Genomic DNA, 25,581 nt, shown 5'->3' with positions numbered 1-25,581 from the left:
TCGCCGAGTCAGGTGTTCAGCTGACGCGCGATCTGCTGGGCGGCCTCGCGGGCGGGGCGGCCGACGCCGATGAGGGTGGCGGAGGCCGGGCCGGTCCAGTCGCCGTAGCCGAGCAGGTGCAGGCGGGGTTCGCCGACTGCCCGGGTGCCGACCGTGGGGACATGGCCGTGCGAGCCGCGCAGGCCAAGCGGAGCGAGGTGGGCCAGGGCGGGCCGGAAGCCGGTGCACCAGATGACGGCGTCCGCCTCGGTCCTGCTGCCGTCCGCCCACTGGAGGCCGGTGGCGGTGAGTCGGCCGAACATCGGCCGGGCTCGCAGGAGTCCCGCGTCGCGGGCGGCGCGGACGGTCGGTACGGCGACGATGTCCCCGAGTGAGGCGGCCCCGCCCGTGTCGGCGCGGCCGGTGTCGAGGGCGCGGCGGCGGGCGGTGGCGACGTCGAACAGGGCGCGGCCGTCGATGTCGTCCGGCAGGAAACGGGGCGGGCGCCGAGTCGCCCACGTGACCTCGACGTGGCCGTGGAGGGCGAGGTCCGCCGCGACCTGCGCGCCGGAGTTCCCGCCGCCGACCACGATCACGTGCTGCCCGGTGAAGTCGGCCGGACGGCGGTAGCTCACCGTGTGGAGCTGCCGCCCGGCGTATACCTCGCGGCCGGGGACGGCGGGAAGGAAGGGCCGCGACCAGGTGCCGGTGGCGCTGATCACCGCCCGGGCCCGCCATGCACCAGTGTCCGCCTCGACCAGGAGCCGGTCGCCGTCGCGACGTACGGCGTCCACGCGGGTGCCGTGCTGGACGGGCAGGTCGTAGCGCTTTGCGTAGTCGGTGAGATAGTCCACCACGTGCCCGGCGTCCGGGTAGGTCTCACCGGCCTGGGCGGGCATGGGGCGACCGGGCAGCGAACAGTGTTCCGCCGGGGAGAAGAGATGCAGCGAGTCCCACATGTGCCGCCAGGCCCCGCCCGGCGCCGGAGCGGCGTCGAGGATCGTGAAGTCCACACCCTGACGGCGCAGGTGGTAGCCGGCGGCGAGCCCCGCCTGGCCGCCGCCGACCACCACCACGTCCGCGTACTGCGTCATGAACCCTGCTGGGCGGCCGTGAACCTCCGCCGCCAGGCCAGCGAGACGTACACCAGCGCCACGAGCACCGGGACCTCGATGAGCGGGCCGACCACGCCCGACAGAGCCTGGCCCGAGGTGACGCCGAAGGTCGCGATGGCGACCGCGATGGCCAGCTCGAAGTTGTTGCCGGCGGCCGTGAAGGCGAGGGTGGCGGTGCGGTCGTAGGCGAGGCCGATCGCCTTGCCGAGCGCGAAGGTGCCGAACCAGATCACCGCGAAGTACACGAGCAGCGGCAGCGCGATACGCGCCACGTCCAGCGGCTGCGAGGTGATGGTCCTGCCCTGCAGGGCGAAGAGGACGACGATCGTGAACAGCAGCCCGTACAGCGCCCACGGCCCGATCTTCGGCAGGAACCTCTGCTCGTAGTTCTCGCGGCCCATCCTCCGCTCGCCGATCCGGCGGGTCAGGAAGCCGGCCAGCAGCGGGATGCCCAGGAAGATCACCACGTTCAGGGCGATCTTCCACATGGAGATGTCCAGGCGCTCGCCGTCGCCGAGGCCCAGCCAGCCGGGCAGCAGGTCGAGGTAGAACCAGCCGAGCAGGCCGAACGCCAGGACCTGGAAGACCGAGTTCAGCGCGACGAGGACGGCGGCGGCCTCGCGGTCGCCGCAGGCGAGGTCGTTCCATATGATCACCATCGCGATGCAGCGGGCCAGACCGACGATGATCAGGCCGGTGCGGTACTCGGGCAGGTCCGGCAGGAAGATCCATGCCAGGGCGAACATCACCGCAGGACCGAGGATCCAGTTGACGACCAGGGAGGAGATCATCAGCTTGCGGTCGCCGGTGACGGCGTCGAGCTTGTCGTAGCGGACCTTGGCCAGGACCGGATACATCATGATCAGCAGGCCGAGCGCGATCGGCAGGGAGATGCCGCCGATCTCCACCTTCGCCAGCGCGTCGTTCAGTCCGGGGATCACCCGCCCGAGCCCGAGGCCGACGGCCATGGCGACGAGGATCCACACGGCGAGGTAGCGGTCGAGCGTGGAGAGCCTGGCGACGACGGATGCTTCCTGGGTCGTCGCGGGCGCTTCGGTGCGGGTCACGGGCAGGCCCTCTTGTTGTCGGCGGCGGTACGGGCTCGTTCGGCGAGGTCGGCGAACTGCCCGGCGAGCTGGGCGATGACGTCGGGGCGCAGCTTGTAGTAGGTGAAGCGTCCGCACGGCTCGGTCTCGACGACTCCGGCCTCGCGCAGGACTCTCAGGTGGTTGGAGAGGTTGGTCTGCTTGGCACCGGTCTCCTCGACGAGGTGGGTGGTGCACAGCGTCTCGCGGGCGAGCAGGGTCACGATCCGGAGCCTGAGCGGGTCGGCCAGAACCCGGATCAGGTCAGTGTCGACTGACGTCATCATGGACTGATACTGTCACATCATCCGGCACTGATACCAGCTGAGACTGACCCACAGGCCCGTCGAAAGGGTCTTCCCATGTCCGCCGCACCGGATCCGCGACGGCACCGACCGCCGTATCACCGACCTGCTCGCCGGCCTGCCGAGCACCTGGAACCCCCGCCCCACCTGCCACTCACCCTGTGAAGGAAGAACGCATGTCCGCCGCTCCGCTCGCCTCCGTGCTGTTCGTCTGCGTGCACAATGCCGGCCGTTCGCAGATGGCTGCCGGTTTCCTCTCCCACCTCGCGGGCGACCGCGTCGAGGTCCGCTCCGCCGGTTCCGTCCCCGGCGACCAGGTGAACCCCGCGGCTGTCGAAGCGATGAGGGAAGTCGGCATCGACATCTCCGCCGCCAAGCCGAAGATCCTCACCACCGAGGCCGTCCAGGCGTCGGACTACGTCATCACGATGGGCTGCGGCGACGCCTGCCCCGTCTTCCACGGCAAGAAGTACCTCGACTGGGCGCTCGAAGACCCCGCCGGCAAGGGCGTCGAGTCCGTACGCCCCATCCGCGACGAGATCAGGACCCGCATCGAGGCCCTGATCTCCGAGATCGACGCCGCGCAGAAGGCGTGACCCCGTGACGCAGCCGCAGGATGTGCGCGAGGTCGTCATCATCGGCTCCGTACGAGGCGTCCGGTTTCCTCAACAATCCGCCCAGCGGTGAGTGCGTCAGCGCACTGCCGACCCGGCATCTGGAGCGGCGACCCATGCGGCCTGGTGGCCGGCGTCCAGGAACGGGGCAACCCTACGAGTGGCCGGTTCCGGCTCGGTGGCGAAGCCGGTGTCCTGGTCGAGTCCGGCATCCCGGCAGCGGTCAGGGTCGGAGGTCCATGAACGCGAGACGTGCGCTTCCCGGCCCACTGCCACGTGCCCGCCCCGGCCGGCCCGGACCAGGTAGACGGCGATGTGGGCATTCTCGATCCTGCCCGCGGGACCGGTGTACTGGCGCTGGACGCCGACCGTGTCGGTGCCCTTCTTCACGTCCCCGGTCTCGTCGGCCACCAGTACCGCCTGGTCGTCGTGCAGGTGGTCCACCACGTAGTCACACACGTCGTCGCGGACCCGGTCGGCGTCACCCGGCCCGGCCGAGCAGGTGTTGCATGCCGTCCGGGCTCCTCTCCCCGGCCCATTCGGCGATGGTCCAGCAGTCCTCTCGCGGCAGGTCCGGCAGCAGTCCGAGCACCAACTTCCGTATCGGGGACCCGGATTAGACCCGTGTGAACCATCCCGCTATCGGCTCATCAGGGCCCTCCGGAGCCTCCTGCCAGCGGGCAGGGTCTACGCTGTGACCTGCGGCCATCGCGTGATCGTTTGTCTTCACACGCCGATGATCAACGGGTGGCCTCCCCCGTCTCCACAGCGTGACGGGGTCGCGCAGCGTCCACCCGCCGTCCTGTGTCAGGAGGACATGTGCAACGTGGCGAACTCTGGTGGGTCCAGTTCGACGAGCGGCGGCCGGTCGTGCTGCTGTCGGGAGACGACGCGTCCGGGATCCGGGTGATGCAGGTCGTCGCTCGGGCGGGTGTCGACATCACCGGTCTGGGCGTCGAAGTGGCAGTAGGCGCCGTGGAAGGACTGCCCTTTGAAGGCGTGCTTCGGGTCGCGTTGCCGCGTCCGGGCTTCACCCCTTGCACGTGGCTGACCACCGTGTCCCGCGACGACCTGATCGAGCGAGCGGGCGTTCTGTCCTCCGCGAAACTCAGCGAGATCGAGAACGCCCTCCGTCTCGGTGGACTCGGGTAGCAGAGAAGGAACGGACGCCCGCGACGGCGTGGTCGGTCTCGTCCAGCTGATCGACGGTGACAGCTGCCTCCTCGGCGTCCTTCACGATCGAGATCACGAGCGCATGGGGCATGTTGAGTGCGGCAAGACGCGATCCCTGCCGCCCGGGCCCGGTGGAAGCCCACGGCCTGCCCAGTTGCCCCGCAGGACGTCCGGCCGCCCGGGCCGTCCGGAGCCGTTCCACGGCTACGTCGCGGTCGATGCCCGGCCCGCCGCCGGCGGAGGTGACCACGGGCACGGAGGAGGGCCGCCGCACGGCGACGGGCTGCGGGGCACCGGCGGCCGGGGCGCGGCCGACACCACCGCTCTGCCCTCCGGCACCGGGCGGGCCCTTTCAAGGCCCCGCGGGCGCCATGCCCCCGGAGGGCCCTGTCGAGTCAGCCGAGGGTGTTCTGCGTCGTGTCGACCACACGCTTGATGCCGATCAGGACCCGGTAACGCTCCCGCGCCGCGAACTCTTTCGTTCCCCAGACTGCCGGGCGTCCTACCTCTGCGCACAGATGCAGCACTCGTCCCTCATCCACCCAGACGCCCACGTGGGCGCCGTAAGCGTCGTCGGTGGCGTTGAACAGCACCAGGTCAAGTGGCTGGGCGACCAACACACGGGTTGAGCTCTGCGTATCGGCCCACAGTTCACTCGAACGCAGAGCGGGCACAGCCAGACCGAAGTGCCGAAGCACCTCGTAGGCGAACAGCTGGCAGTTCGCACCCTCCTCCAGACTGGGAGGGTCAGTCACCTCCGACGCCCCCGGAAACCGGGAGCCCACGTACGGAACGGTCCAGAAAGCGGCTGGCAGTCGGTGCAGGACTGGATCCATGGACCCATCGTCCCAGCCCAGGCGCGGGAAGGCGTGGGGACGGCAAGGCGGAAGAGGCGGCGCACGGCGGGCGGCGGCAGGGACCGGTTGGCCCAGCCAGGCCATGACGGTGTCAGGCGAACACCAGTGCGGACACTGCCGCGAGATCCCTTACTGCACATCGCCGTTGGCATCACGCCCCGCCGGAGCGGTGCCGAACCGGTGCCCTCGCCCCGATGCAGGCCATACTCGGCTACGCCTTCAGGGCCGAATGTCACCGCTGCCCCGCCGGCCGGCGTCGTAGCGGGACTGGTAGGACACGATCAGCCGGTCGCGGTCCAAGCGCCGCTGAACACTGCGTACTCGGCCGCCGCGGGCCTCTCATGCCTGACCGGCGACTCCGTGCCCGGCGGTGTCGGCCGGGCACGGCGACGCGGGTGGGTTGTCAGCTGGTGCGGTTGTAGATCGCCGTACCGGGGCAGGCGGTGACGCCGAGGCGGGTGGCGCAGCCGGAGTACTGGCTGTTGCCGTTCCACCAGGTCCAGCCGCCGATGGTGCGGCCGTTCAGCCAGGTGTACTGACCGGCGTAGTTGGCGTCGTACGTGCGCAGGCTCCAGTGCACATGGGCTCCGGTCGCGGAACCGCCCGCGCAGGTGTCGGTGCCGATGTTGCCGAGCAGGGCGCTACTGCCGATCGAGGTCCCGTTGTAGTAGGTCGCGTTCCACATGTGGTAGTAGTCCGTCGAGAAGCCGCCCGGGTGGATCACCCGGGTCCAGCCGCCGCCCGCGCCGCACATCGAGGTCGCCGTCCCTCCCTGCGAGGAGCGGATCCGGCCGCTGGCGTTGCCACCGGCGAAGTCGAGGCTGCTCCAGTAGCCGGTCGAGCCGTCGTGGGAGTGCGCGCCACCGGTGAGGGTCATGTAGTAGTCGGGCATCCAAGGCAGCAACAGCCCGCCGGTGTTGGCCATGGTCCCCATCGACGGCGCCTGCTCCGGCGCCGTCACCTTGCGCTGCGCGTACGCCGTCATGGTCTTCCGCTCCGCCTTGCCGACCAGCGGAGACTTCGCCACATGGTCGGCGAATTCGCGGTCGCCCTCGAGGCCGGTGACCCAGCGCCCGTTCTTGCGGTGGGCAATGTAGAGCCACCCTTCCGGCTCGCCGTGGTGGGTGCGCGGCGCCTCGACGTAGGCGACGCCACGGGCCCAGCCACGCGAGACGGTACGGACGTCCACGACCACGTCGCGGCCTTCGGCGGCGAGCTTTCTGACGGCGTCCTTCGGGGCGAGGCCCTTGGCATCGTGGGACCGGGAGAGGACATCGGTGGAGACGGCGTCTATCAGCGCCTGGCGGCCGGTGCCGAGGCGATCGGCGACCGCGGACGGCATCTTCACGGTGACATCGGAGGACGGCGACTGGGCGGCGGCTACCGGGGGCGTGTCCGCGGGAATCGCCGCGGCCGAAGGCGCGGTGGCGAGCAGTCCGGTGACGGCGAGGGCGGCGACGGTGATCCTCACGGGCAGTTTGGAAAGCATGCGAAGTGCTCCTCGTGGGCTCGGGAGAACCTGCCGGGCGGACAGGTAGCCAGAGTGTGGCAGAGCGCAGTGACGTCCACGAGATCGCGAAAGTTCAGGTTTCGGGGGCCGAACCATCTCCGTAGCCCTTGAGGCCTCACAATGGGCCACTGAAGGATGAGTTACCGTCATTCCCCCTGTATGGCCGAAGAATTGAAGGCTGAGCCGCTGTGGGTAGAGATGTTCTGCGGCCTGGGCGCGGCAGTTCGAGCGGCTGTTGAGTGCGTCTTGTGTCCTCGGCGACACCGGCCTGTTCGCGCCGCTGCGCGTCGACCGCTACCTCCTGCTGGACCTCACCGGCGGTGGCGACCTCGCCGAGGCCGTCGGCTCGTCCAGCTCTCGGGCAAGGGCGCCGGGGACAGGCCGGCAGCCCCACGACGTGACCATGCCGCCCAAGCCGCCGTCATGCACCGCGACATCGACGCGACGCTCGCCGTCACCCGCGACGACATCGTCAAGAGGTGATCCACGTCGGCCCGGTGGAGATCATCACCCGACTGCATGTATAGCACAATCATTCAAGGACCCAGGTCCTCCGAAGCGGTGCCGCTCCGCCGACCTGATCGGCTGCGGCGCCATGGGTCTTCTCCTCACTCCACAGCACGGCCGATGAGTTTGCGGCTCCCTGCCGGTCCAAGCTCGTGACACCCCAGGAAAGGACACAGCCATGTCGGAACTTCTCGTCGACTTCATCACCTCCCTCGACGGCCACGCATCGGGAGAGGGATGGCCCGGGTTCTGGGGCCTCGAGGGCCCGGAGTACCTCGCATGGCTCGGGGAGCAGCCCGGGGCGACCTACCTCATGGGAGCGAACACCTACCGCCTGATGTCGGGCTTCGCCGCAGGCGAGGTCCCGAGCGGCCAAGACGAGTTCAGGCCCGAAGAAGAGGCGTCCGTCGACCAGCTCACGCAGGCGTCCAAGGTGGTTTTCTCCTCCTCGCTCGAGGAGCCCCTGACGTGGGCCAACTCCACGCTCGTCCGCGACGACGCCGTAGAGGCGGTCCGCGCCATGAAATCGAGTGGCTCGGGGCTGCTCAGCACGATCGGCAGCCTCAGCCTGTGCCGATCCCTGCTACGAGCCGGACTCGTCGACCGCTTCCGGGTCGTGATGTTCCCGGTGATCACCGGGGCCACGGGCGCAGAACGCATCTACGACGGCTATCCGGACGTCGCCCTCGAGATGATCGAGCACCGCACCTTCGACGGCCGCATCCAGTTGGTCGAGTACAAGCCCCGCGTGCTCGAGCACCCGCCGCTCGGCGTCCCTGCGTGACGTCGCCCCGCGCTCTGCTGCGGCGTCCACTCCCGCCGCCGCAGCGACGATGGCGTATCCCGTACGCGGTACCCGCCCCGGCCGGGCGCCGCACGCCGTGCACCGGATGAATCCGCGCCGCGCCGCCCTCCAGGGCCGCCGCCCGTGCCGGCTCGCCGCCGAGGAGCTTCGGGACGAGTTTCCCTGAAGCACAGCGCAGCAACCCCTGGACCCATGCGCCGCGCCGCCTTGCTCTTGCTCATTGCCATGTGCACAGATCTCTCCCGTCTGTGAGGTACCTCAGTGGACGGCATCCAGCGATGCCATGCCGATCAGGTTGCCCTGCCGTCACGGGAAGGTCATTGACCGTGTGTCCACGGTCGATGACTTGGCGTCCGCAGGCCGGGCTGAGGGCGCACTGCCGGCAGTCGCGGGGCGAGAGGCCGTAGGCGGCGCGGAAGGCGCGGCTGAAGCCGACGAAGTGGTCGAACCTCGCGTGCTGCGACGGCCGCGCCGGGTCCGCGGCGCCTCGCCCTGCCGGCCGGCACGCCGGCTGACGGCTTGCCGGTCACATCGGGATCTCGAAATGCACCGTGGCGACGCCCGGTCCGTGTTCGCCGGTGGTGCGAGCGTCGAACACTTCCTTGGCCAGACTGCGCCAGAATGCCTCCGCCCCCTCGACGTTCACGTTGGTGTGGAGGTAGATGCGGTCGTAGCCGGGGGTGCCGATGACGAAGTCGCAGGCTGCGTCGACCAGTGTGCGGGCGAGCCCTCGGCGCCGGTGCTCGGGCCGCACGTAGACGCGGACGAGTTGGGCCGTGGTGCCGTACGGGTAGCGTTCGGCCAGCCAGCGCGGGTGGGGCGGATGGCGGGGGCCCTGGGACCGTACGCCCGTCGTGGCGACCACCTCGCCGTCGTGGACGGCCACGAGCAGGAGGTGCCGCGGAACGTCGAGGTACGTGCCCTCGATGTCCACCACGTCATGGTGCCACTGGGGCACGTACCCGTACCCGAATTCGTTGTAGAAGGTGTCGAGCATGACGCGGCGTGCGCCGTCCGCGTCCGCCGCTGTCGCGGGACGCACGGTGTACCCGCCAGGTGTGATCCGACTCATCTCGGTGTCCCTTCGGTCGGGCTCCCACGCTAGTCACATGAAAACGACTTTCAAAATCGTGAGGGCGCTCCGTGCGTCGCCCGTCGTGTCGGGCACGGCGGCGAACCGAACCGGGCGCGGACGTCGACGACGAGGCCGGCACCGACGACGGGCGCGTTCCCGGATCCGGGGCCGAGCGCGTGCGCGCACCGACGCCTCCGGGCACACGGTGGGGTCGACGGGCGCGGCCGGCCGGATCGTTCCCACATTGTGGCGCTCAGCAGGTGCCTCGCGAGACGCCGAGGGCGTCGGCACCCGTCGGCCGGCAGCGATGCCGCGCACCGACAGCACACCGGGAGCGGTCAGGGGCGGGTCGGCTCGGGCAGCCGTGCCCGCAAAGTGGCGGCGAAGTCCTCGGCGCGGGCGAGCTGGACGCGCAGTTTCTCCACCTGCTGCGCCGCGCTCCGCTCGTACGCGCGCAGGCGCTCGAGGAGCGCCTCGCGCTCGTCCGGGCCGAGTGCGCCGCCCTCGTCGAGGCGGTCGGTGACGTCCAGAAGGTCCCGCATCTGGTCCAGGGTGAAGCCGAGCGGCTTCATCCGCCGGATGACCATGAGGCGGGCGACGTCGTTGTCCGTGTAGAGGCGGAAGCCGCCGCGGGAGCGGGCCGAGGGGACGACGAGACCGGTCTCCTCGTAGTGCCGGATGGTGCGCAGGGACAGCTCGGTGCGCGCGGCGACCTCGCCGATCTGCATCTGCTTGCCGCCCACGTCCCTGCTCCTGGCCTCTGCGTCATGACGCCGCCCCTGGCCGGGGCCGCCAATCCCTACTCTAACGTTAGGGTAGAGTTGCCGGTTGAGGCGGCGTGCCGCCGCTCCGCCTCTGCCGTGTCGGGGCCGATGGCGCCCCCGGCGAAGATCCGATTCCGATTCCTGCAGGAGAGACGCGTGCGCGAGCCCATGTCGCCCGGCGCCGCCGCCTGCCCGCCGTGACGCTTCGCCCCTGGACGTGACTCCCGGCGCCCTCGTGCCCGCCCGCTCCGTCCTCCCTGGTCTTCCGGCTCCGCGATGACGGGGCCGCCCGCGGGGGCGCCGGCCCGGCCCCTCCGCGTCCTTCCGCGCGTCCCCGATCGCCACAGGGGGTGTGCCCGAGCACGACAGGTTCCCGAACTCTTGTCTTCCGCTGCCGCTGTGTCCCCGGCCGCCCGCCTGCGCGGCCTGAAGCCCGACTGGCTGAACAACCCGAAGGTCTGGCGCACCGAGGTCCTCGCGGGACTGGTCGTCGCCCTCGCGCTGATCCCCGAGGCGATCTCCTTCTCGATCATCGCGGGCGTCGACCCCGCGATCGGCCTGTTCGCCTCCTTCACCATGGCCGTGGTCATCTCCGTCGTGGGCGGCCGCCGCGCGATGATCTCCGCCGCCACCGGCGCCGTCGCCCTGGTCATCGCCCCGCTCAATCGCGAGCACGGCCTGGGCCACCTGGTCGCCGCCGTGATCCTCGCCGGCGTCTTCCAGGTCGTCCTCGGCGCGCTGGGGGTGGCCAGGCTGATGCGGTTCGTCCCCCGCTCGGTGATGGTCGGCTTCGTCAACGCGCTCGCCGTCCTGATCTTCATGGCCCAGGTGCCGGAGATGACCGACGTGCCGTGGGCGGTCTATCCGCTGATCATCGGCGGCCTGGCCCTGATGGTGCTGTTCCCGAGGGTCACCACCGTGATCCCGGCACCGTTGGTCTCCATCGTGATCCTCACCGTGATCACCGTCGCCGCGGCCATCGCCGTACCGACCGTCGGGGACAAGGGCGAGCTGCCGTCCTCGCTGCCGGCGCCGGGGCTGCCGGACGTGCCGTTCACGGTGGACACGCTGACGACGATCGCCCCGTACGCGTTCGCCATGGCGCTGGTCGGCCTCATGGAGTCGCTGATGACGGCGAAGCTGGTCGACGACATCACCGACACCCACTCCAACAAGACCCGTGAGTCCGTCGGCCAGGGCATCGCCAACATCGTCACCGGCTTCTTCGGCGGCATGGGCGGCTGCGCCATGATCGGCCAGACGATGATCAACGTGAAGGTGTCCGGTGCCCGAACCCGCCTGTCGACGTTCCTGGCGGGCGCGTTCCTGATGGTGCTGTGCATCGTCTTCGGCCCGGTGGTCTCCGACATCCCCATGGCCGCCCTGGTCGCCGTCATGATCATGGTGTCGTTCGCGACCTTCGACTGGCACTCCGTCGCGCCCAAGACCCTCAAGCGGATGCCCGCGGGCGAGATCGCGGTCATGGTGATCACCGTCGCGTGCGTGGTGGCCACCCACAATCTCGCGATCGGCGTCGTGGTGGGCTCGGTCACCGCGATGGTGATCTTCGCCAGGCGCGTCGCGCACCTCGCCGAGGTCACCGCCGTCACGGACCCGGACGGCAGCACGGTGGTGTACCGGGTCACCGGCGAGCTGTTCTTCGCTTCCTCCAACGACCTCGTCGGCCAGTTCGACTACGCGGGTGACCCCGCGAAGGTCGTGATCGACCTCTCGGCAGCGCACGTCTGGGACGCTTCCTCCGTCGCGGCTCTGGACGCGATCGAGACGAAGTACGCCCAGCGCGGCAAGACGGTGGAGATCACCGGTCTCAACGACCCCAGCGCCCGGTTGCACGGCAAGCTCAGCGGCGAACTCACCGCCAGTCACTGACGCACCGACGCGACCGCCCGCCGCCGCCCGCCACCAGGGGGGCGGCGGCGGGCGATCGCCGTTGCGGCCGGCCGCCGCGCACGCGGCGTCCTGCCTCCCCCGCCCGGGCAGGACGGCGGTCGCCCGGCCCGGTCTCTCCAGTCCGGCGAGGCCCGGTCGGGGACGGTGGCGCGTTCGACGCCGTGGAGGAGTGGGCCGGGCGGATCGCCTCCGACACCGGCTACGCCGCGCTCGAGCACACCGTCGAGCTGACCGGCATCTGCATCACCTGCCAGTCGTCCGCGAACGAGGGAGAACCGCCACGCCGCCGGCAGCGCGCCCCGGACGCCCCGGGCCGGGTCCGCAGCCGCGCGAGCTGACGGAGGCCGTACGCACCCTGCTCGCCCTCTCAGGACGACCGGGGCAGGCAGGCCGGGCATGCACGCGTGCCGGGACCCCGGCCGTGACTCGGTCGCGTCCGCCCGCCCGGCCCCGGTGCACGGCTCGGCATCCGACGGGCGAGGGGCAGTGCGCCGGAAACGAAGGCGCTGTCCGGGCCGGACGGTGCCGTGGCTGCGACCACCGTCCGGCCCGGAGTCTCAGGGCCCCGTCGTCGTGGTGAGGGGCTCGTGATCGTGCGCGCACGCCTCGTCGAAGCCGTAGGTGTCCCAGGCGGGGAAGGGATCGCGACGAGGAAGCCGCTCGTCCTCCCTCATCAGGCATTCGGTCAGGGCCATGTGCAAGGCCTCGGCGTTCAGACGGGTGCCGATGAACACGAGTTCCTGGGCGTGGGGACTGTCGGCGTCACGCGCGGCGGACGGCTCGAAGCGTGCGACCGAGCCGGCCTGGGACCACAGCCCCGTCACCCGGGGGCGGCTGGCCAGCGTGAAGAAGCCCTTGGACCTGAGTACCTGTCCGTAGGCGCCGCTGTCGAGCGACTCGTTCACGAACGCCCACAGCCGCCCGGGGTGGAACGATGCGGCGGAGCGGAAGACGGTCGACGAGATGCCGTACTCCTCCGTCTCGGGAACGTGGTCGCCGTTGAGTTCCCTGACCCAGCCCGGCGCCTGCTGCGCTCGCTCCAGATCGAAGAGACCGGTGCCCAGGACCTCGCCGACCGGGACGCGGCCCCGCACGGCCGGCACCACGCGGGCGGCGGGGTTGAGCCGTGCCAAGGTCGCCCGGAGGCGGTCCGCGGACTCGGCGTCGACGAGATCGAGCTTGTTGAGGACGATGACATCGGCGAACTCGACCTGGTCCATCAGCAGGTCGCTGACCGTGCGTTCGTCGTCCTCGTACTGATCCAGGCCCCGTTCGGCCAGTTCGTCACCGCCGGCCAGTTCGGGCAGGAAGTTGGCGGCGTCCACCACCGTGACCATCGTGTCCAGCCGCGCCACTTCGTCGAGGGCGGCGCCGTCGTCGCGGGCGAAGGCGAACGTGGCGGCCACCGGCATGGGCTCGGAGATGCCGGAGGACTCGATGAGGAGGTGGTCGAAGCGCCCTTCGCGCGCCAACCGGTCCACCTCCACCAGCAGGTCGTCGCGCAGGGTGCAGCAGATGCACCCGTTGGTCATCTCGACCAGGCGTTCCTCGGTGCGCGAGAGGGCCGCCTCGCCGCCGCGGACGAGGGCGGCATCGATGTTGACCTCGCTCATGTCGTTGACGATGACGGCGACGCGCAGCCCTTCCCGATTCCCGAGGACGTGGTTGAGCAGGGTGGTCTTGCCGGCGCCGAGGAACCCCGACAAAACGGTGACGGGCAGGCGCGCAAAGGGTACGTGGGCCACGCAGCGTCAGCCTTCGGGCCGGAGCAGGCCACGCTCGTACGCCTTGGCCAGCCGCTGGGGGATGCGGTACGCCACCCCGTCCACCGTGACGGTGACCAGTTGAGGCGTCACCGCCTTCCACTGTGCGCGGCGGTGCCGGGTGTTGCTGCGCGACATCTTGCGTTTGGGTACGGCCATGAGGACCTCCGGTGTGAGCGTGTACGGGACAGACAGTACATGAAAATGGATGTCATTACGAAAGTGCTGCCGCCCCCTTCGCGTTCATCACGAGGGCGGCTGTTCGCCGTGCCGTCCGGCATGCGTCGGCGGTCCCGGGCACGGCCGGGCCGTACGGGTGAGTGCATCCGCCCGGGCAGGTGGGGCAGAATCCCCGTGTACGTGCCCCGCCCGGGCACGCCCCAGCGCAGTCGAGGAGACCGTGAGCGACATTCCGAGAGCGGACCGGCCAGACCGGCTCTCCATCGAGCACTCCCAGGTCGACGGCGTCCTCGTCGTGACCGTACGGGGCGAGATCGACCACGACGTCACGGGGCGGTTCAGCCAGGCCCTGCAAGGCGGACGCGACGCCGGCACGCGGATCGTGGCGGACCTCGGCGACGTCACCTTCATGGACTCCAGCGGCATCAACGTCCTCGTCGCCGTCCACCAGCAGACGAGCGGCGCGGGCGGATGGCTGCGCATCGCCGCCGCCCGGGAATCCGTCCTGCGCGTTCTACGACTCGTCGGCCTGGACGCCGTGATCCCCTGCCACCCCACCGTCGAACAAGCCCTGAGCGACTGACCCACGCACCGCGTCTGCCATGCACGCCCTCACACGGGAGGCGTCCGCCCGGGGGCACGCGGGACAGCACCTGTCGGTCCGTCCCGGGCAGCAGTGGCTTTCCTGTCGCCTCGCCCGCGGCGCACCTCCGTGGTGCGATGGAAGGGGGCGACGGAGGTAGAGAGCGATGACCCCACCAGCAGCGGAGCGCAGGAGTGGCGCGGCCCCGGTATCAGTCCGCCCACTGGAAGCGGTGGACCTGGATCGGGCCGATGAGATCTGCAGGCTCGCCTTCGGGACCTTCCTGGGGGCTCCTGATCCTTTCGGGACCGTCGACTACGTCCGTACGCGCTGGGCGGCCGATCCGCGGGCGGCATTCGCGGCGACGGTCGAGGGCGAAGTCGTCGGATCGAACTTCGCCACCAACTGGGGCAGCGTCGGGTTCTTCGGACCGCTGACCGTACGTCCGGATCTGTGGGACCAGGGCATCGGCAGACGTCTGATGCAACCGGTCATGGACTGCTTCGACGCCTGGGGGAACCGCCACCTCGGCCTGTTCACCTTCGCGCACAGTCCCAAGCATCTTGAGCTCTACCGCCGGTACGGTTTCTGGCCCCGCTTCCTCACAGCCATCATGAAGAAGCAGGTCACCGACGGTGCCGCGGTGCCCGGCAGAGTGCTCTACGGCGAACTGCCCGCTGCCGAGCGGCCCGGCGCGCTGAGTTCCTGTCGCGCACTGACCGGAGCCGTGCACGAGGGCCTGAGCCTGGAGCGGGAGATCGTGGCGGCGCACGCGCAGGGGCTCGGTGACACCGTCCTGCTCCATGGCGCCGGCTCCGAGCTGGAGGGCCTGGCCGTCTGCCACTGCGGAGCCGGGTCGGAGGCCGGCTCGGACGTGTGCTTCGTCAAATTCGGCGCCGTGCGTCCTGGTCCGGGGGCCGCCGACCGGTTCGAGCGACTGCTGGACGCGTGCGAGCGGCTGGCCGCCGAGCGCGGGCTGGGGCAACTGGACGCCGGCGTGAACCTGGGCCGCCCGGATGCCTACCGGCGCATGATCGACCGGGGTTTCGGCACCTGGTTGCAGGGCGTCACCATGCACAGACCCAACGAACCCGGGTACAGCCACCCCGACGCGTACGTGATCGACGACTGGCGCTGAGACCGCGCGCCGCGCGACCCACCGATCCCGACGAAACCGCCGCCGGGCTCCGCCGGCCTGCGCGGCGACAGGGCTCCGGAGCGTTGCTCGGCCCGGTTCGGCGAACGCTCCTCACTCAGGTGCGTGCGTCCCCTTCCGCTCAGGCCGCCACGAGTTCCTCGGCGACGAACTTCTCCACGAACTCCCGTGCGCGACGGTCGAGATCGGCGTACTGCGCCTCTCGCTCGGCGCCCGTCACCGCGTCGCCGACCAGGAGGTTGCCTTCGGCGTCGACGCGCTGAGGGCGCTCCTCCGCGTCGGTGAGCAGGCCGACGGTCGAGCGGGAGAAGCCGCAGTAGTAGGCGATGCCCTCGCTCAGGGCGGTCTCGAGGACGGTCTGCATCCCCTCCACGACGGGATCGTCGGCAGTGGCGCCGGCGAGGCCGAGCCACAGGATGCGCTTGCCGGCGAGGCGGGGCTTGCTGCGGCCGTAGGCGAACCCGTAGTTCCACACGCGGTCGATCCAGCCCTTGAGGAGGGCGGGTACGTGCTGCCAGTACACCGGGAAGACGGCGACGACGGCATCGGCGTCGAGGACGCGCTGCATGTGGGCGTGCGCTTCGTCCGAGTAGCGCTTGTCCCGGTCGCCCCAGTCCGGCTGGTCCGCCACGTTCATCCGAGGGTCGAACCCCTCGGCGTGCAGGTCGAGGAGGTCGACGCGGTAGCCGGCGGCTTCGAGCCGGGCGGCGGCACGGCGGGCCGTGTGCGCGGTGAGGGAATCGGTGCGGTGGTGTGCGACGACGACGAGGGCTGTCCTGGCACGGCTGTCGTGCTGCGTCACGGTGTCTCCCGGCTGGTCTCGTTGGGTCCGAAGGAACGAGTCCAGTACAGCCCCGACGACGTAGATGATCCATGGGAGAAGCGCTCTCAAACATAGGAGATCGTCTACGGTGTCTTTCATGGATCCTCTGAGTTCGCTACTGAGCGGCATCCGGGCCGAGGGGTCGGTCGTCAGCCACGCGGTACTGACGGTGCCGTGGACCATCCGCTTCTCCGACGCCGCGCCGCTCACCATGATCAGCGTGCTGCGGGGAGGGGGCACCCTGCTGCTGGCCGACGGCACCGAGCGAGCTGTCGGCGTCGGTGACACGGCCATCGTCCGCGGCCCCGAACCGTTCCATCTCGCGGACCGCCCCGGTACCGTGCGCGGCTCCCACGCCGCGTACGAGATCGCCTGCTTCACCGAGAGCGCCGGGTGCAGCGCCCAGGAACTCGGCGGTATCCGATGGGGCGCCGACTCGAAGGAGGCGACCGCGCTGATCGTGGGCGCCTACCGTGCCTCGGGCCACCGCCACGAGCGGCTCCTGCGTGCCCTGCCGCCCGTCCTGGTGATGAAGGAGGACGTCGAGGTCTGCGCCTGGCTGGAGACGGCGGCCACCGACGCCGCCCGTCTTTCGGCCGGATCGCAGGCGTTGATGGACCGGCTCCTCGACTGGGCCCTGGTGTGCACGTTGCGCAGCTGGTTCGACCGGGCCGGCGCGGACGCGCCCAGCTGGTACCGGGGTCTGACCGATCCGGTCCTCGCACCGGCCCTGCATGCCTTCCACGACCGGCCCGCCGAACCCTGGACGGTGGCCTCCCTGGCCGCTCGTGCCGGCGTCTCCCGCGCGCTGTTCGCCAAGCGCTTCACCCGGCTGATGGGCCGTCCGCCCCTCGCCTACCTCACCGAATGCCGGATGGACGAGGCCGAGGCGCTGCTGTCCGACACCGACCTCGGCATCGCCCAGATCGCCAGGTCCGTCGGCTATGCCGACGCTTTCGGTTTCAGCGCCGCGTACAAACGCCACAAGGGCGTGAGCCCCAGCGCCCACCGCGCCGCAGCGCGGTCGGGATCCCTCGCGTCGAGGTGACCGGCCGACGGTGCGACGCCCGGGCGCGGGCCCTGGACGACGTCACGCGTGACCCTGTGTTCGTCCCGTCCGCTCGTCGTCCCGGAGACGAGAGCACCGCCGCAACCGCGTGGGCGCCCCGATGCGTCGAGGGGGCGACTGCCCTCTCGGACGGTTTCGGCCGCTGGTGGCGGACCAGGTCGAGCGCGCTGCTTGGCCACGCCGGCCAAGCAGCGCGTTCCGTCACGGACGAGCGGTGTCAGGTCAGCCGGCCCAGTGGGATCGGACATGCCTCGGCACGAGTCCGCCTCCCCAGGTCGGCCACGTCCTGACGGGGGTGAAGTTCTCGCGTCCCGCCCGTCCGGTGGATGCCGCTTCGGCGAGGGACGGTCCGCGCGCCTCGCCTACCGCACAGCGACGTAGTCGCCGGTCGACGACTTCGCGCCGGAGGTGGAGTTCCCGTAGTACGACCACCGCCACGTCCCCGACTTGCCGGCCTTCACCGTGGTCTTGAGCGCCCCTGTGCTGCTCGACGTCACCTTCTTGACCGTCGTGTAGGAGGAGGCTCCCGCCGCCTTGAACTGCAGGCTCACCGTACGGCCCGCGTACCCCTGGTATGTGTGGGTGTCCCAGTTCGCCCGTGTGACCCGCCCGGTCACGGTGATCGTCCTTCCCGCGGCGACCGGTTCCGGCGAGGCGTTCACGGAGACGCGTGTGGCCCGCTTGACCTGCAACGGGAGGTCCTCGTCGTCAGTGTCGTGGGCATCGCCGGCGAGATAGACCCGAGCAGCGGTCTGCCAGGTGCCGGCGTCCTCGTTTCCGAAGTCGAGGTGCCGCGGGTCGATGTACAGCCATTCCTTGAAGTCGCAGATTCCCTTCTCCTTGTCCACGACCTCGCAGTCGCTGGTGATGATGGAGGTGTAGAGGGTGTCTCCGCTGTCGGGCTTTCCCCGGTAGGGGAACACCGTGGGCCCGGCGTCGTATCTGAGTGTGGTCGTCATCCGGAAGGACGCACGCACCTCGACCTCGTCCTTGACCCCGATCACGATCGGCTTCCCGCCGTTCACCGCGACCCGGGTGAAGGCCACCCCGCCCTCCGCGGCCTCGGCCGGCACCGCCGTCAACGCCGTGAACACGACCGCCGTTCCACCGGCCACCGCCGCTTTCCACATCGTCTTCCCCATCCTCGGGTCGCTCCTTTCCCCTGCGGCATGGTCCCCACGCGCAGGCGCCCCGGCCGAAGGTTCGTCCTCGCGGCCAACTGTGGGACAGGAGAGGGCCGTACGCGGTTGTACGCGGTGCGGCAACGATTCGATCACCCCGGCACCGCCCCGGTCCGTTCGGGATGACGGTGCTGCCGGCAAGCGCGAAGGCATCCTGCCGCTCCGCCCCGCCCAAGGGCGGCGGGATGCCGTTCCTCGTTCAGTCCCGCCAGCCGTGTTCAGCCCCGCCACCCGTGCAGGAGCGCCTCGTCGTGCCGCACTGCTGCGGGCGGTCCGGGCCCCGCTCGGCTTGGGCCGCCCCTCCCGGTCACCAGTCCAGCGGCAGAGTGGCGAGGTACTGGTCGAGCAGACCGGAGATGATCCGGTGGTCGCGGAGGGAGGGGTGCCAGTCGCAGCCGAGCCGGTCCAGGCCGGGATCGTCGTAGTACCAGTAGCCGACCCGGTCGTCCCCCCGTGCGTTGCGGTCCGTGACGATGTCCCGGGCGGTGTCGGCGAAGGCGGTGCCGGACACCGCCGTGGCGCTGACCACCAGGAACGTCCTGCTTCCGTAGCGGGCCCGCAGCCTGTCGAGGAAGCCGTGGTAGGCGCTCGCGTAGGCGGCGATCAGCTCACTCTGCGTGGCCCATGGCTCGCCCGGGCGGAGCGGGGTCGAGAAGTCGTTGATGCCGAGGCCGATGACGACGACCTGCGGCCGCCAGGTGCGCGGCCTGTGCCAGACGTCGCCGGCGATGTTCAACAGGGCCCGGTCGTAGTAGGTGCGGTAATCGGTGCCGGGGTCGCCGCCGTTGTAGTTGCGGACCATGCCGCGGCCGGAGAACGCGTTCTGCTGGTGGTCGGCGTCGAGTTTCCGGGCGGTGAGGGCGCCGAAGGCGAGGTCCGCGTTGCTGTTCCGGTCGACTCCTCCGTTGGCCGAGCAGTCGCGCGTGCCCGAGACGTTGCCGTATCCGGCGGTGAAGGAGTCGCCGATGAACTCGATCTGCCTGTTCCGCGCCGCCGGGGCGGGAAGGACCTTTCCTCCTCGGGCGGCGACGAATCCGCCGAAGCGGCCGACGGCCCACGGGCTTTCCGTCCGCTTGACGAGCCGTACGGTGTGCTCGGTGTCGGTGAGATCCCTGACCCAGGACATCGTGCGCCCTGGCGTCACCAGTGTGTTGACGGTCGTTCCGTCGATCTGCACGTCGTAGTCGTTGGCGGCGTCGTCGAGCAGGATTCCGACGCCGGTGCCTCGGAACCGGCCCTCGAAGGCGACGCCGGGCCAGGTGTACTGCACCCAGCCGTCGGCCGCCGGCTTGACCCGGCCCACCGTCCGGAACCCGGCGAAGGACGCGGACGGCAGGGAGCGGTGGACGGCGGACGCCTGGAAGGGAGCGGCGGCGGTGACGCTCGCGGCGACGGCGGCCGTAAGGAGTGTGCGCCGGGAGAGACGGGGAGTGGTGCGCATGAGCGGTCCTTCCGGTGTCGGTGGATCTGCACGTGCGGCGGTGCGGGAGCGCTCCCATCATGGCGGTGCCGGTGCGACGTGGGGAGTGGTCTGCGGTGTCGGGTACGGAAGACGCCGGTGGGGTGGCCGCGGAGGTCGGCCGGCGCGGCGACGGCGTTCCGGTCGAGCACGAGGACAGGCGGCCGTGTCGTACGCCGGGCTGCCGGGCTGCCGGGCTGCCGGGCTGCCGGGCTGCCGGGCTGCCGGCCGAGCCTGCGGCCTGCGGCGACCCGGTCGCGTCGCGTGGAAAGCACGCCCCGCCGCCTCTGCGCGAGGCCTACCGGCTCAGACGCCGCGTCCTGAAGGGGCGGATGGGAAGGAGGAGGAACAGGCACGGCCCGATCAGCGTCGTGCGCGCTTCCTGCACTGCCGGGAAGGCGACCGCGTCCGCGGACTTCAGTTGCCGATGGTTAGCCCGGCTTCCACGGTGTAGCCCCCCTCGCACGCCCGGGTCCGCACCCACGCGGAGACGCATTCCACGATGGCCATGCCCCTGCCGCGCTCACTCAGGCCGCTCTCTGGTTCAGCGCCACCGACTGCGGGCCCCGCCCCGCAGTCGGTCGCACCGATCCGCAGCACCTTGTCCTCCAGGGACAGGCGAAGCAGGAAGTCGCCGCACCCGTGCCTCACCGCATTGGAGGCAAGTTCACTCACTACCAGCTCAGCGGTGTCCCGGACGTCTTCCGGAACGCTCCAGTGACGCAGGACGGTCGTCGTGAATCGACGCGCTTTCGGCACCTGGGAGGCTTCCCCCGGGACAGCGAGAACGGCCCTGCACAGCGCCGACCGACCGGTGAGCCCAGGAATCGCATGACGCCGTGCGCGACGGCCCGAAGGGATGCTTCCGAGCGCGGGGAGATCGCGTCGGGAAATTCGCAGTGTCGTCATGAGATCGGCCTTTGTGTGAGTCACTGCAGGTGCCGTGGTCTCCTCTGCGTCAACGTCACGAGGGGAGGGGACGCCACGGAAGGGCACTTCGCCCGGCGGGCGGTGAGCTTTATGAATCGTTTCAATAACGCCTTGTCCACTTTATCCACGGCCGAAATTCTGAGTCAACACTCCGGTTCGCCCGGAATCATTCGGGCACCCGAGGAGTCTTGACGTTCGAATACCACCGAGTTTGAAATTTACCTGTTCAACTTCCAGGACAGGATGGTGGGCAGCACGGACAGGGCTCCATCCGCACGAGGTCGGACGCCGTACCGACGGATGGGCCGGTGGCACGGGCACATCTTTGGTGCCCACCGACTTGGCCATGAGGCGCCGGCGCCGACCTCCCGGCCGCCGACCTCCCGGCCGCCGATCGGGCGGCGGCCGGGATCGCCGAAGCGGCCCGGCCCCACCGGCCTCACGTCGTCGGCGCCGTCCAACGCGGCGGCCGCATCCGGCTGGAGGCGCGGGCCCGCGCCCACCCGTCACGGTCGCAAGCCGAGCGTCGGAGGGAAGGCCTTCTTGGACCGGTGCAGTCACACCGCCCGGAAAGATGCGCCGCCCACCCGTCTGCGGCTTCCCGTGGCCACGGGGCGACGGGCTAGCCGACCTTCGCGCCCCGCCGCAGTTCCTCGAACGCCTCGATCGAGATGGGAACCGCGTCCGGCCTGCCGAGGTCGTCCAGAGGGACTCGGTGCGTCTCGCGGGCGGACCAAGCGGCGACGGCGGCGACGACCGTGAGCCCGAAGGAGATGCCTCCGATGATGAGCGGCACGTTGCTGGAACCGGGCGGAGCGATGACGGCGAACAATGTGGGCATGGACGCCGCGATGAGCAGACCGAGGTTCTGCGACACCGCGAACCCGGTGACCCGGGTGCGCGTCGGGAACATCTCCTGGAAGGCGCTGGCGAAGGTGGCGTTCCACATCTGGTACAGGACGCCCCACATCACGATCGCCAGGAGAACGGTCAGCATGACGTGCCGCTGGCTCACGGCGTACAGGTAGGCGAAGGAGAGCACACCCGAGCCGAGGGAACCGATGATCAGCACCGGCCGCCGGCCGATCCGGTCGGACAGGTTGCCGAAGACCGGGATGACGGCGATGCCGACGAGATTGGCCACCACCGGAATCCACAGATAGACCGTGGTGCTCATTTCGACGCCGTACCCGGGCTGCGTCGCGTAGGCCGCGCCGAACACCGCCGCCGTGACTCCGATGACGTTCGTCAGGGCCATGCACACGGCCCGCACCATGTTCCCTCGGCTCTCGCGGACGACCTCGAGGATCGGCGCCTTGGGGATCTCGCGCTGCGCCGCCTGGTCCTGGAATGCGGGCGTCTCCTCGACGCCTCGACGGATCAGGTAGCCGGCGAACAGCACCACGCAGCTCATGAGGAACGGAATACGCCATCCCCACGTGGTGAAGTCGTGGGTGGACAACACCGCGGACAGCGGAAGAAATACGGCGGCCGCGATGATCTGCCCGGCCTGGGTTCCCTGCAGGGCGAAGCTCGCGTAGTAACCGCGCCGGCCGAAGGGGGCGTGTTCCAGAATCATGGCGCCGGCCCCGCCCAGCTCACCGGCGACCGCGAATCCCTGGACGAGTCTCAGCAGCACGAGCAGGGCGGGCGCCAGTAGGCCGACCTGGCCGTAGGTGGGGAGCAGCGCCACGGCGAACGTCGACGCGCCCATCAACAGCATGGCCAGCACCAGCACGTTCTTCCGGCCGTGCTTGTCGCCCAGGTGCCCCAGGACGAACGCGCCGAGCGGCCGGGCCACGTAACCGACGGCGTACGTGGACAGCGAGGCGATGACCGCTACGGTCGGGCTGGCCGAGGGGAAAAAGACCTTGGGAAACACCAGTGCAGCGGCCTGCGCGTAAATGAAGAAGTCGTAGTACTCAAGTGCACTGCCGATCCAGCCACTCACCGCCGCCTTTCTTGGTATCTTGCGGTTGTCTCCCGGGTATCGCGTACCCGAGCGCCCGCGCATCTCGTCCTGCATGACCAACCTCCAGGGGCTGCATCCATCATGTCGATCGACCGGCGCGCGCCTTCGGCGGTCTGCCTTCCTCATCGGTCGGTTCTGCCGCAGCGAGGGACGCACAGGCGCGAGCGATGTGATCGATCGGCATGGGATGCGTTTCTCGTTGTGTCGGCGTCCCCTTCGGGTGGTCCGAACTCCCGAAACCACATCACTCGACGTGATGACTCCGCGCTGGTCACTGGACGTCCGGCCACACCCGCCGCCTTGTGAGGGCGCGAAGTGAGATAGCCGGCAACCGGAGCCCGGCCAGGGGCGAGTCTTCCCTGACTGCGATCATGCCCGGCCGGCTTGTCGCTGCAGCGAAATGACCGCCACAGCGCCGGAGCATCCAGCAAGCGAGTACCAGGAGAGCATGGGCTCCGACCCCGGTCAATGTGCTGATACGTTTCAATCTCCCCGCCACCGCCAACGAGGTGTCCCCCATGTCCGCCCTGAGCTGCGGAAACACTCGCGCTGGAACTGCCGCCCTGCGCGACGTCGGCCATGGGCGGCTCCCTGCGGCCCTCGGTGGTGCGTCGAAGGACGTCACCACCGCCGACCTGAGCGACGCCGACCCGACCGTCCTGTTCAGCTGTAGGCCAGGAGCCTTCCCGCGACCGTGACACCCGTCCACGAGGTGAGGGAGACGACCGCGGCCAGTCGGGCGGCGACAGGCGTCGGCCGATCTTCATCCCAGTCGGCCACGCTGCGGTAGGTCCACCGGTGGAAGATCAGGATGTTCAGACCGGCGAGCAGGATGAGGCCGAGCTTCCACGGGGCGCTGCCACGATCGGCGATGAGGCTCGCGCCGGGCAGGAACATGATCACGCCGGTGGCCGCGGCAATCATGAAGCCGAGGTGCGACAGGCGCAGGAAGTGGTCGGCCGCAGTCGTCACCCGCAGCGCCCGTCGGCCGATCCCGAGCAGCCGGAAGTCAAAGGCTGCGGCTGGGCCGACGAGGAGGGCGATCCCGATGATGTGGACGCTTTCGAGCATCGGATACAGATAGGCCGTGCCTCGGACAGCCTCGGCGAACCAGCTGTCCTCCAGCCGGAAGAAGACCTCGTCCATGAAGAGCAATCACGCTCGGGGCGACCGTGCTCGCAGGGAGAAGACTCCACCCGCGACGACGGCAACCAGCACGACACCGAGCACGACCCACACCGCAGTCGGTGACGTGGCCTCGGAGTCCGCTGAGGTCGACGGCGCATCCTGATCGGCGTCGGCGGACGGTGCGCCGCGTTCCGGATACGGGACCGGCAGCGGAGTGGCCGGGAGCTCCTCGTTGAGCACCTGGTTGACAGGCTGCCCGTCCTCGACCCAGAACACCACTGGACGGAACTCGTCGTTGTGGCTCTTGCCGATGTAGCCGACGGCTTCGATCCGCTCGCCGTCGTCGAGCTTGCGGTCAAGGCCCCACATCGAGGTGAAGCTCGGCGGCGCGATGGTGACGGCCAGCTCGTCGTGCGAACCGCTGTAGGACGGTGCGGCGCTGATCGGATCGCTGTCGGCGGCGTCCCGCAGCCCGACGGGCAGATCGCGCTCGGGTGCATCGGCGGGGAGGCCGTCCTCGACGGTCACGGTGAAATAGGAGTGCGGCTCGCCCCAGCGGACCTGCGAGACGGTACCGGCCATGTAGTAGAGGCGGTCGGTGTCGAAGTCGTCGAACCCGTGATGCGCCTGCGCGCCACCGGCCGAGAACAGGAGGAGCATCGTGGCGGAGAGCAGGGAGGCCGCGGCCAGCCCGGCGCGATGGAGGCCGACGCGGGCCGGCGGTGCGGCAGTCCTGAAACGCATGCCGAGTGGATCCTTTCAGACGGCCTGGATTGTCCGGCCCTCAGCGAACCTCTCTCGCTGGTGAAGAGGGAGTCACTGCCGAGGCAGGTACTGACAGGGCATCCTTCAGCGGGATCTTCGGCGCGCACTGCGGGTACTGACCCGAGTCGAGGCGGTCGGCGACGCCCTCGGCGCTCATCGCGGCCGGGACACACGTCCGGTCGGCGGTCGGTTACCTGTCGTGCTCTGCGGCGAGGCGGTCCGGCAGCGGTGCGAGGGGGTGGGCGCGCCAGAAGAAGGCGTCGGCGGCGTGCTGGTCCCCGGCGAAGTTGACCGCCTCGGCGATTCTCCCGCCCCGGATGCGGAAGGCGAGCGCCCAGATGGTGTCGAGTCCTTCGGGAGTCGTGCTCCACCCCCGGTGCAGGTCGACGACCCAGTCCCGGTCGGCTGCGATGCACAGCGTGTTCGCCCGGAAGCCGGACTTGCTCAATTCCCTGAAGAATGCGAGGACTTCGTCGACGCCTTCCTTCGTCCCGGCCAGTGGGTGGTGGCCGGGAATGGTCCAGCGGATGTCGGGCGTGAAGAACGGCCTCAGCGTTTCCGGGTCGCCCGACGCGTAGGCCTCGTAGTAGCGGCGGATCAGCCGCACATGCGGGTGTTCACCCGTTCCGGCCGGCACCGCGGCGCCGGCGGCGCCCGCCCCCGGGAGCATCACGGCGGCCAGCCCCGCCGCCCCGAGTCCCACTCCGCGCAGCATGCTGCTTCTGCTCAACGGCTCGTCCACCGTTATGTCCCTCCTCGTGTCCCGCGGTTCCCCTCCGGCGCGGTCCGACGTCGGTGCCGAACTCCCGCTGCCGAAGGTGGGCTCAGCGAATCAGCCGCTCCGCGACGCGGTCCAATGCCTGTGCCCATGC

The 25,581-nt window shown here is 70.1% G+C and carries 25 protein-coding genes and 1 pseudogene; 8 read left to right on the top strand and 18 right to left on the bottom strand.

Going from position 1 to position 25,581, the window contains the following annotated elements:
- Positions 1–8: 8 nt before the first annotated feature.
- The 3 genes from ACZ6KF_RS12510 to ACZ6KF_RS12500 are packed head-to-tail and all read right to left on the bottom strand — an operon-like array spanning position 9 to position 2,466.
- Positions 9–1,073 (bottom strand): ArsO family NAD(P)H-dependent flavin-containing monooxygenase, encoded by a 1,065-nt coding sequence (locus ACZ6KF_RS12510; RefSeq protein ID WP_356627986.1) that lies wholly within the window; start codon positions 1,071–1,073, stop codon positions 9–11.
- Positions 1,070–2,161, bottom strand: a complete 1,092-nt coding sequence (arsB, locus tag ACZ6KF_RS12505; protein ID WP_356627987.1) for an ACR3 family arsenite efflux transporter — start codon at positions 2,159–2,161, stop codon at positions 1,070–1,072. Before arsB ends, ACZ6KF_RS12510 begins: the two co-directional genes overlap by 4 nt.
- A complete protein-coding gene (locus ACZ6KF_RS12500) occupies positions 2,158–2,466 on the bottom strand; it encodes an ArsR/SmtB family transcription factor (RefSeq protein WP_356627988.1) in 309 nt (102 codons plus the stop codon). Before ACZ6KF_RS12500 ends, arsB begins: the two co-directional genes overlap by 4 nt.
- A 194-nt stretch (positions 2,467–2,660) precedes the next feature.
- On the opposite strand from ACZ6KF_RS12500, the gene ACZ6KF_RS12495 reads away from it, so the two are divergent.
- A complete protein-coding gene (locus ACZ6KF_RS12495) occupies positions 2,661–3,080 on the top strand; it encodes an arsenate reductase ArsC (protein WP_469238422.1) in 420 nt (139 codons plus the stop codon).
- A gap of 117 nt (positions 3,081–3,197) precedes the next feature.
- Here the strand turns inward: ACZ6KF_RS12495 and ACZ6KF_RS12490 are convergent.
- Positions 3,198–3,702, bottom strand: a pseudogene (locus ACZ6KF_RS12490) (IS701 family transposase); the annotation flags it as partial.
- 215 nt (positions 3,703–3,917) lie between these two features.
- Between ACZ6KF_RS12490 and ACZ6KF_RS12485 the strand changes: the two are divergent.
- Positions 3,918–4,250 (top strand): type II toxin-antitoxin system PemK/MazF family toxin, encoded by a 333-nt coding sequence (locus ACZ6KF_RS12485; RefSeq protein WP_356627990.1) that lies wholly within the window; start codon positions 3,918–3,920, stop codon positions 4,248–4,250.
- A 416-nt stretch (positions 4,251–4,666) separates the two neighbouring features.
- Here the strand turns inward: ACZ6KF_RS12485 and ACZ6KF_RS12480 are convergent, their stop codons facing one another.
- Positions 4,667–5,107, bottom strand: coding sequence for a hydrolase (locus ACZ6KF_RS12480; protein WP_469238421.1), 441 nt, complete (start codon positions 5,105–5,107; stop codon positions 4,667–4,669).
- A 424-nt stretch (positions 5,108–5,531) separates the two neighbouring features.
- A complete protein-coding gene (locus ACZ6KF_RS12475; protein WP_356627992.1) occupies positions 5,532–6,617 on the bottom strand; it encodes a M23 family metallopeptidase in 1,086 nt (361 codons plus the stop codon).
- A gap of 706 nt (positions 6,618–7,323) precedes the next feature.
- Here ACZ6KF_RS12475 and ACZ6KF_RS12470 point away from each other — a divergent pair.
- A complete protein-coding gene (locus ACZ6KF_RS12470; RefSeq protein ID WP_469174674.1) occupies positions 7,324–7,929 on the top strand; it encodes a dihydrofolate reductase family protein in 606 nt (201 codons plus the stop codon).
- 547 nt (positions 7,930–8,476) lie between these two features.
- Here ACZ6KF_RS12470 and ACZ6KF_RS12465 read toward each other — a convergent pair.
- Both ACZ6KF_RS12465 and ACZ6KF_RS12460 read right to left on the bottom strand, forming a co-directional pair.
- Complete coding sequence (locus ACZ6KF_RS12465) at positions 8,477–9,022, bottom strand: GNAT family N-acetyltransferase (protein ID WP_469238420.1); 546 nt, start codon at positions 9,020–9,022, stop codon at positions 8,477–8,479.
- 341 nt (positions 9,023–9,363) lie between these two features.
- Positions 9,364–9,768, bottom strand: coding sequence for a MerR family transcriptional regulator (locus tag ACZ6KF_RS12460; RefSeq protein ID WP_469238419.1), 405 nt, complete (start codon positions 9,766–9,768; stop codon positions 9,364–9,366).
- Positions 9,769–10,188: 420 nt separating this feature from the next.
- Here ACZ6KF_RS12460 and ACZ6KF_RS12455 point away from each other — a divergent pair, with 420 nt between their 5' ends.
- The gene (locus ACZ6KF_RS12455; protein WP_469157599.1) at positions 10,189–11,679 is read left to right on the top strand and encodes a SulP family inorganic anion transporter; all 1,491 of its coding nucleotides are present in this window, start codon (positions 10,189–10,191) and stop codon (positions 11,677–11,679) included.
- Between the two features lie 182 nt (positions 11,680–11,861).
- Positions 11,862–12,038: a hypothetical protein gene (locus ACZ6KF_RS12450; RefSeq protein WP_356627997.1), complete on the top strand. Its 177-nt coding sequence runs from the start codon at positions 11,862–11,864 to the stop codon at positions 12,036–12,038.
- A gap of 219 nt (positions 12,039–12,257) precedes the next feature.
- Here ACZ6KF_RS12450 and ACZ6KF_RS12445 read toward each other — a convergent pair whose 3' ends face one another.
- Together ACZ6KF_RS12445 and rpmF are read right to left on the bottom strand one after the other, a co-directional pair.
- Positions 12,258–13,445: a GTP-binding protein gene (locus tag ACZ6KF_RS12445; protein WP_469238418.1), complete on the bottom strand. Its 1,188-nt coding sequence runs from the start codon at positions 13,443–13,445 to the stop codon at positions 12,258–12,260.
- A 6-nt stretch (positions 13,446–13,451) separates the two neighbouring features.
- On the bottom strand, positions 13,452–13,622 hold the full coding sequence (gene rpmF / locus ACZ6KF_RS12440) for a 50S ribosomal protein L32 (protein ID WP_356627999.1): 171 nt from the start codon (positions 13,620–13,622) through the stop codon (positions 13,452–13,454).
- Between the two features lie 241 nt (positions 13,623–13,863).
- On the opposite strand from rpmF, the gene ACZ6KF_RS12435 reads away from it, so the two are divergent.
- The gene (locus tag ACZ6KF_RS12435; RefSeq protein ID WP_356628000.1) at positions 13,864–14,226 is read left to right on the top strand and encodes an STAS domain-containing protein; all 363 of its coding nucleotides are present in this window, start codon (positions 13,864–13,866) and stop codon (positions 14,224–14,226) included.
- A gap of 232 nt (positions 14,227–14,458) precedes the next feature.
- Entirely contained in the window at positions 14,459–15,364 is a 906-nt protein-coding gene (locus tag ACZ6KF_RS12430; RefSeq protein ID WP_469174680.1) for a GNAT family N-acetyltransferase, read from the top strand.
- 139 nt (positions 15,365–15,503) lie between these two features.
- Here the strand turns inward: ACZ6KF_RS12430 and ACZ6KF_RS12425 are convergent, their stop codons facing one another.
- Positions 15,504–16,184 (bottom strand): NAD(P)H oxidoreductase, encoded by a 681-nt coding sequence (locus ACZ6KF_RS12425; RefSeq protein ID WP_469174682.1) that lies wholly within the window; start codon positions 16,182–16,184, stop codon positions 15,504–15,506.
- A gap of 118 nt (positions 16,185–16,302) precedes the next feature.
- On the opposite strand from ACZ6KF_RS12425, the gene ACZ6KF_RS12420 reads away from it, so the two are divergent.
- Complete coding sequence (locus tag ACZ6KF_RS12420; protein ID WP_469238417.1) at positions 16,303–17,253, top strand: AraC family transcriptional regulator; 951 nt, start codon at positions 16,303–16,305, stop codon at positions 17,251–17,253.
- Between the two features lie 383 nt (positions 17,254–17,636).
- Here ACZ6KF_RS12420 and ACZ6KF_RS12415 read toward each other — a convergent pair whose 3' ends face one another.
- The 7 genes from ACZ6KF_RS12415 to ACZ6KF_RS12385 form a co-directional block, all read right to left on the bottom strand.
- A complete protein-coding gene (locus tag ACZ6KF_RS12415; protein WP_469157603.1) occupies positions 17,637–18,416 on the bottom strand; it encodes a hypothetical protein in 780 nt (259 codons plus the stop codon).
- Between the two features lie 346 nt (positions 18,417–18,762).
- Entirely contained in the window at positions 18,763–19,896 is a 1,134-nt protein-coding gene (locus ACZ6KF_RS12410; protein WP_356628005.1) for an SGNH/GDSL hydrolase family protein, read from the bottom strand.
- Between the two features lie 435 nt (positions 19,897–20,331).
- Positions 20,332–20,823 (bottom strand): ATP-binding protein, encoded by a 492-nt coding sequence (locus ACZ6KF_RS12405; protein ID WP_469157605.1) that lies wholly within the window; start codon positions 20,821–20,823, stop codon positions 20,332–20,334.
- Between the two features lie 643 nt (positions 20,824–21,466).
- The gene (locus ACZ6KF_RS12400; RefSeq protein WP_469238416.1) at positions 21,467–22,942 is read right to left on the bottom strand and encodes an MFS transporter; all 1,476 of its coding nucleotides are present in this window, start codon (positions 22,940–22,942) and stop codon (positions 21,467–21,469) included.
- A 537-nt stretch (positions 22,943–23,479) separates the two neighbouring features.
- A complete protein-coding gene (locus ACZ6KF_RS12395; protein ID WP_356628008.1) occupies positions 23,480–23,962 on the bottom strand; it encodes a hypothetical protein in 483 nt (160 codons plus the stop codon).
- A gap of 9 nt (positions 23,963–23,971) precedes the next feature.
- Positions 23,972–24,604: a DUF6152 family protein gene (locus ACZ6KF_RS12390; RefSeq protein WP_356628009.1), complete on the bottom strand. Its 633-nt coding sequence runs from the start codon at positions 24,602–24,604 to the stop codon at positions 23,972–23,974.
- A gap of 295 nt (positions 24,605–24,899) precedes the next feature.
- Positions 24,900–25,439 carry a nuclear transport factor 2 family protein gene (locus ACZ6KF_RS12385; protein WP_469238415.1) on the bottom strand — a complete coding sequence of 180 codons (540 nt, stop codon included), beginning with the start codon at positions 25,437–25,439 and terminating at the stop codon, positions 24,900–24,902.
- Positions 25,440–25,581 lie beyond the last annotated feature (142 nt).

This window comes from Streptomyces sp. NPDC046379 (assembly GCF_055587785.1).
Note: the sequence above shows the minus strand (reverse complement) of the source record. Positions and strands in the feature narration are given on the sequence as shown.

What these genes read in the sequence shown, in the direction of transcription:
- ACZ6KF_RS12510 (WP_356627986.1), bottom strand. Translation starts at nt 1,073, where the DNA reads ATGACGCAGTACGCGGACGTGGTGGTGGTCGGCGGCGGCCAGGCGGGG.
- ACZ6KF_RS12500 (WP_356627988.1), bottom strand. Translation starts at nt 2,466, where the DNA reads ATGATGACGTCAGTCGACACTGACCTGATCCGGGTTCTGGCCGACCCG.
- ACZ6KF_RS12495 (WP_469238422.1), top strand. Translation starts at nt 2,661, where the DNA reads ATGTCCGCCGCTCCGCTCGCCTCCGTGCTGTTCGTCTGCGTGCACAAT.
- ACZ6KF_RS12480 (WP_469238421.1), bottom strand. Translation starts at nt 5,107, where the DNA reads ATGGATCCAGTCCTGCACCGACTGCCAGCCGCTTTCTGGACCGTTCCG.
- ACZ6KF_RS12475 (WP_356627992.1), bottom strand. Translation starts at nt 6,617, where the DNA reads ATGCTTTCCAAACTGCCCGTGAGGATCACCGTCGCCGCCCTCGCCGTC.
- ACZ6KF_RS12470 (WP_469174674.1), top strand. Translation starts at nt 7,324, where the DNA reads ATGTCGGAACTTCTCGTCGACTTCATCACCTCCCTCGACGGCCACGCA.
- ACZ6KF_RS12465 (WP_469238420.1), bottom strand. Translation starts at nt 9,022, where the DNA reads ATGAGTCGGATCACACCTGGCGGGTACACCGTGCGTCCCGCGACAGCG.
- rpmF (WP_356627999.1), bottom strand. Translation starts at nt 13,622, where the DNA reads ATGGCCGTACCCAAACGCAAGATGTCGCGCAGCAACACCCGGCACCGC.
- ACZ6KF_RS12420 (WP_469238417.1), top strand. Translation starts at nt 16,303, where the DNA reads ATGGATCCTCTGAGTTCGCTACTGAGCGGCATCCGGGCCGAGGGGTCG.
- ACZ6KF_RS12415 (WP_469157603.1), bottom strand. Translation starts at nt 18,416, where the DNA reads ATGGGGAAGACGATGTGGAAAGCGGCGGTGGCCGGTGGAACGGCGGTC.
- ACZ6KF_RS12410 (WP_356628005.1), bottom strand. Translation starts at nt 19,896, where the DNA reads ATGCGCACCACTCCCCGTCTCTCCCGGCGCACACTCCTTACGGCCGCC.
- ACZ6KF_RS12405 (WP_469157605.1), bottom strand. Translation starts at nt 20,823, where the DNA reads ATGACGACACTGCGAATTTCCCGACGCGATCTCCCCGCGCTCGGAAGC.
- ACZ6KF_RS12400 (WP_469238416.1), bottom strand. Translation starts at nt 22,942, where the DNA reads ATGAGGAAGGCAGACCGCCGAAGGCGCGCGCCGGTCGATCGACATGAT.
- ACZ6KF_RS12395 (WP_356628008.1), bottom strand. Translation starts at nt 23,962, where the DNA reads ATGGACGAGGTCTTCTTCCGGCTGGAGGACAGCTGGTTCGCCGAGGCT.
- ACZ6KF_RS12390 (WP_356628009.1), bottom strand. Translation starts at nt 24,604, where the DNA reads ATGCTCCTCCTGTTCTCGGCCGGTGGCGCGCAGGCGCATCACGGGTTC.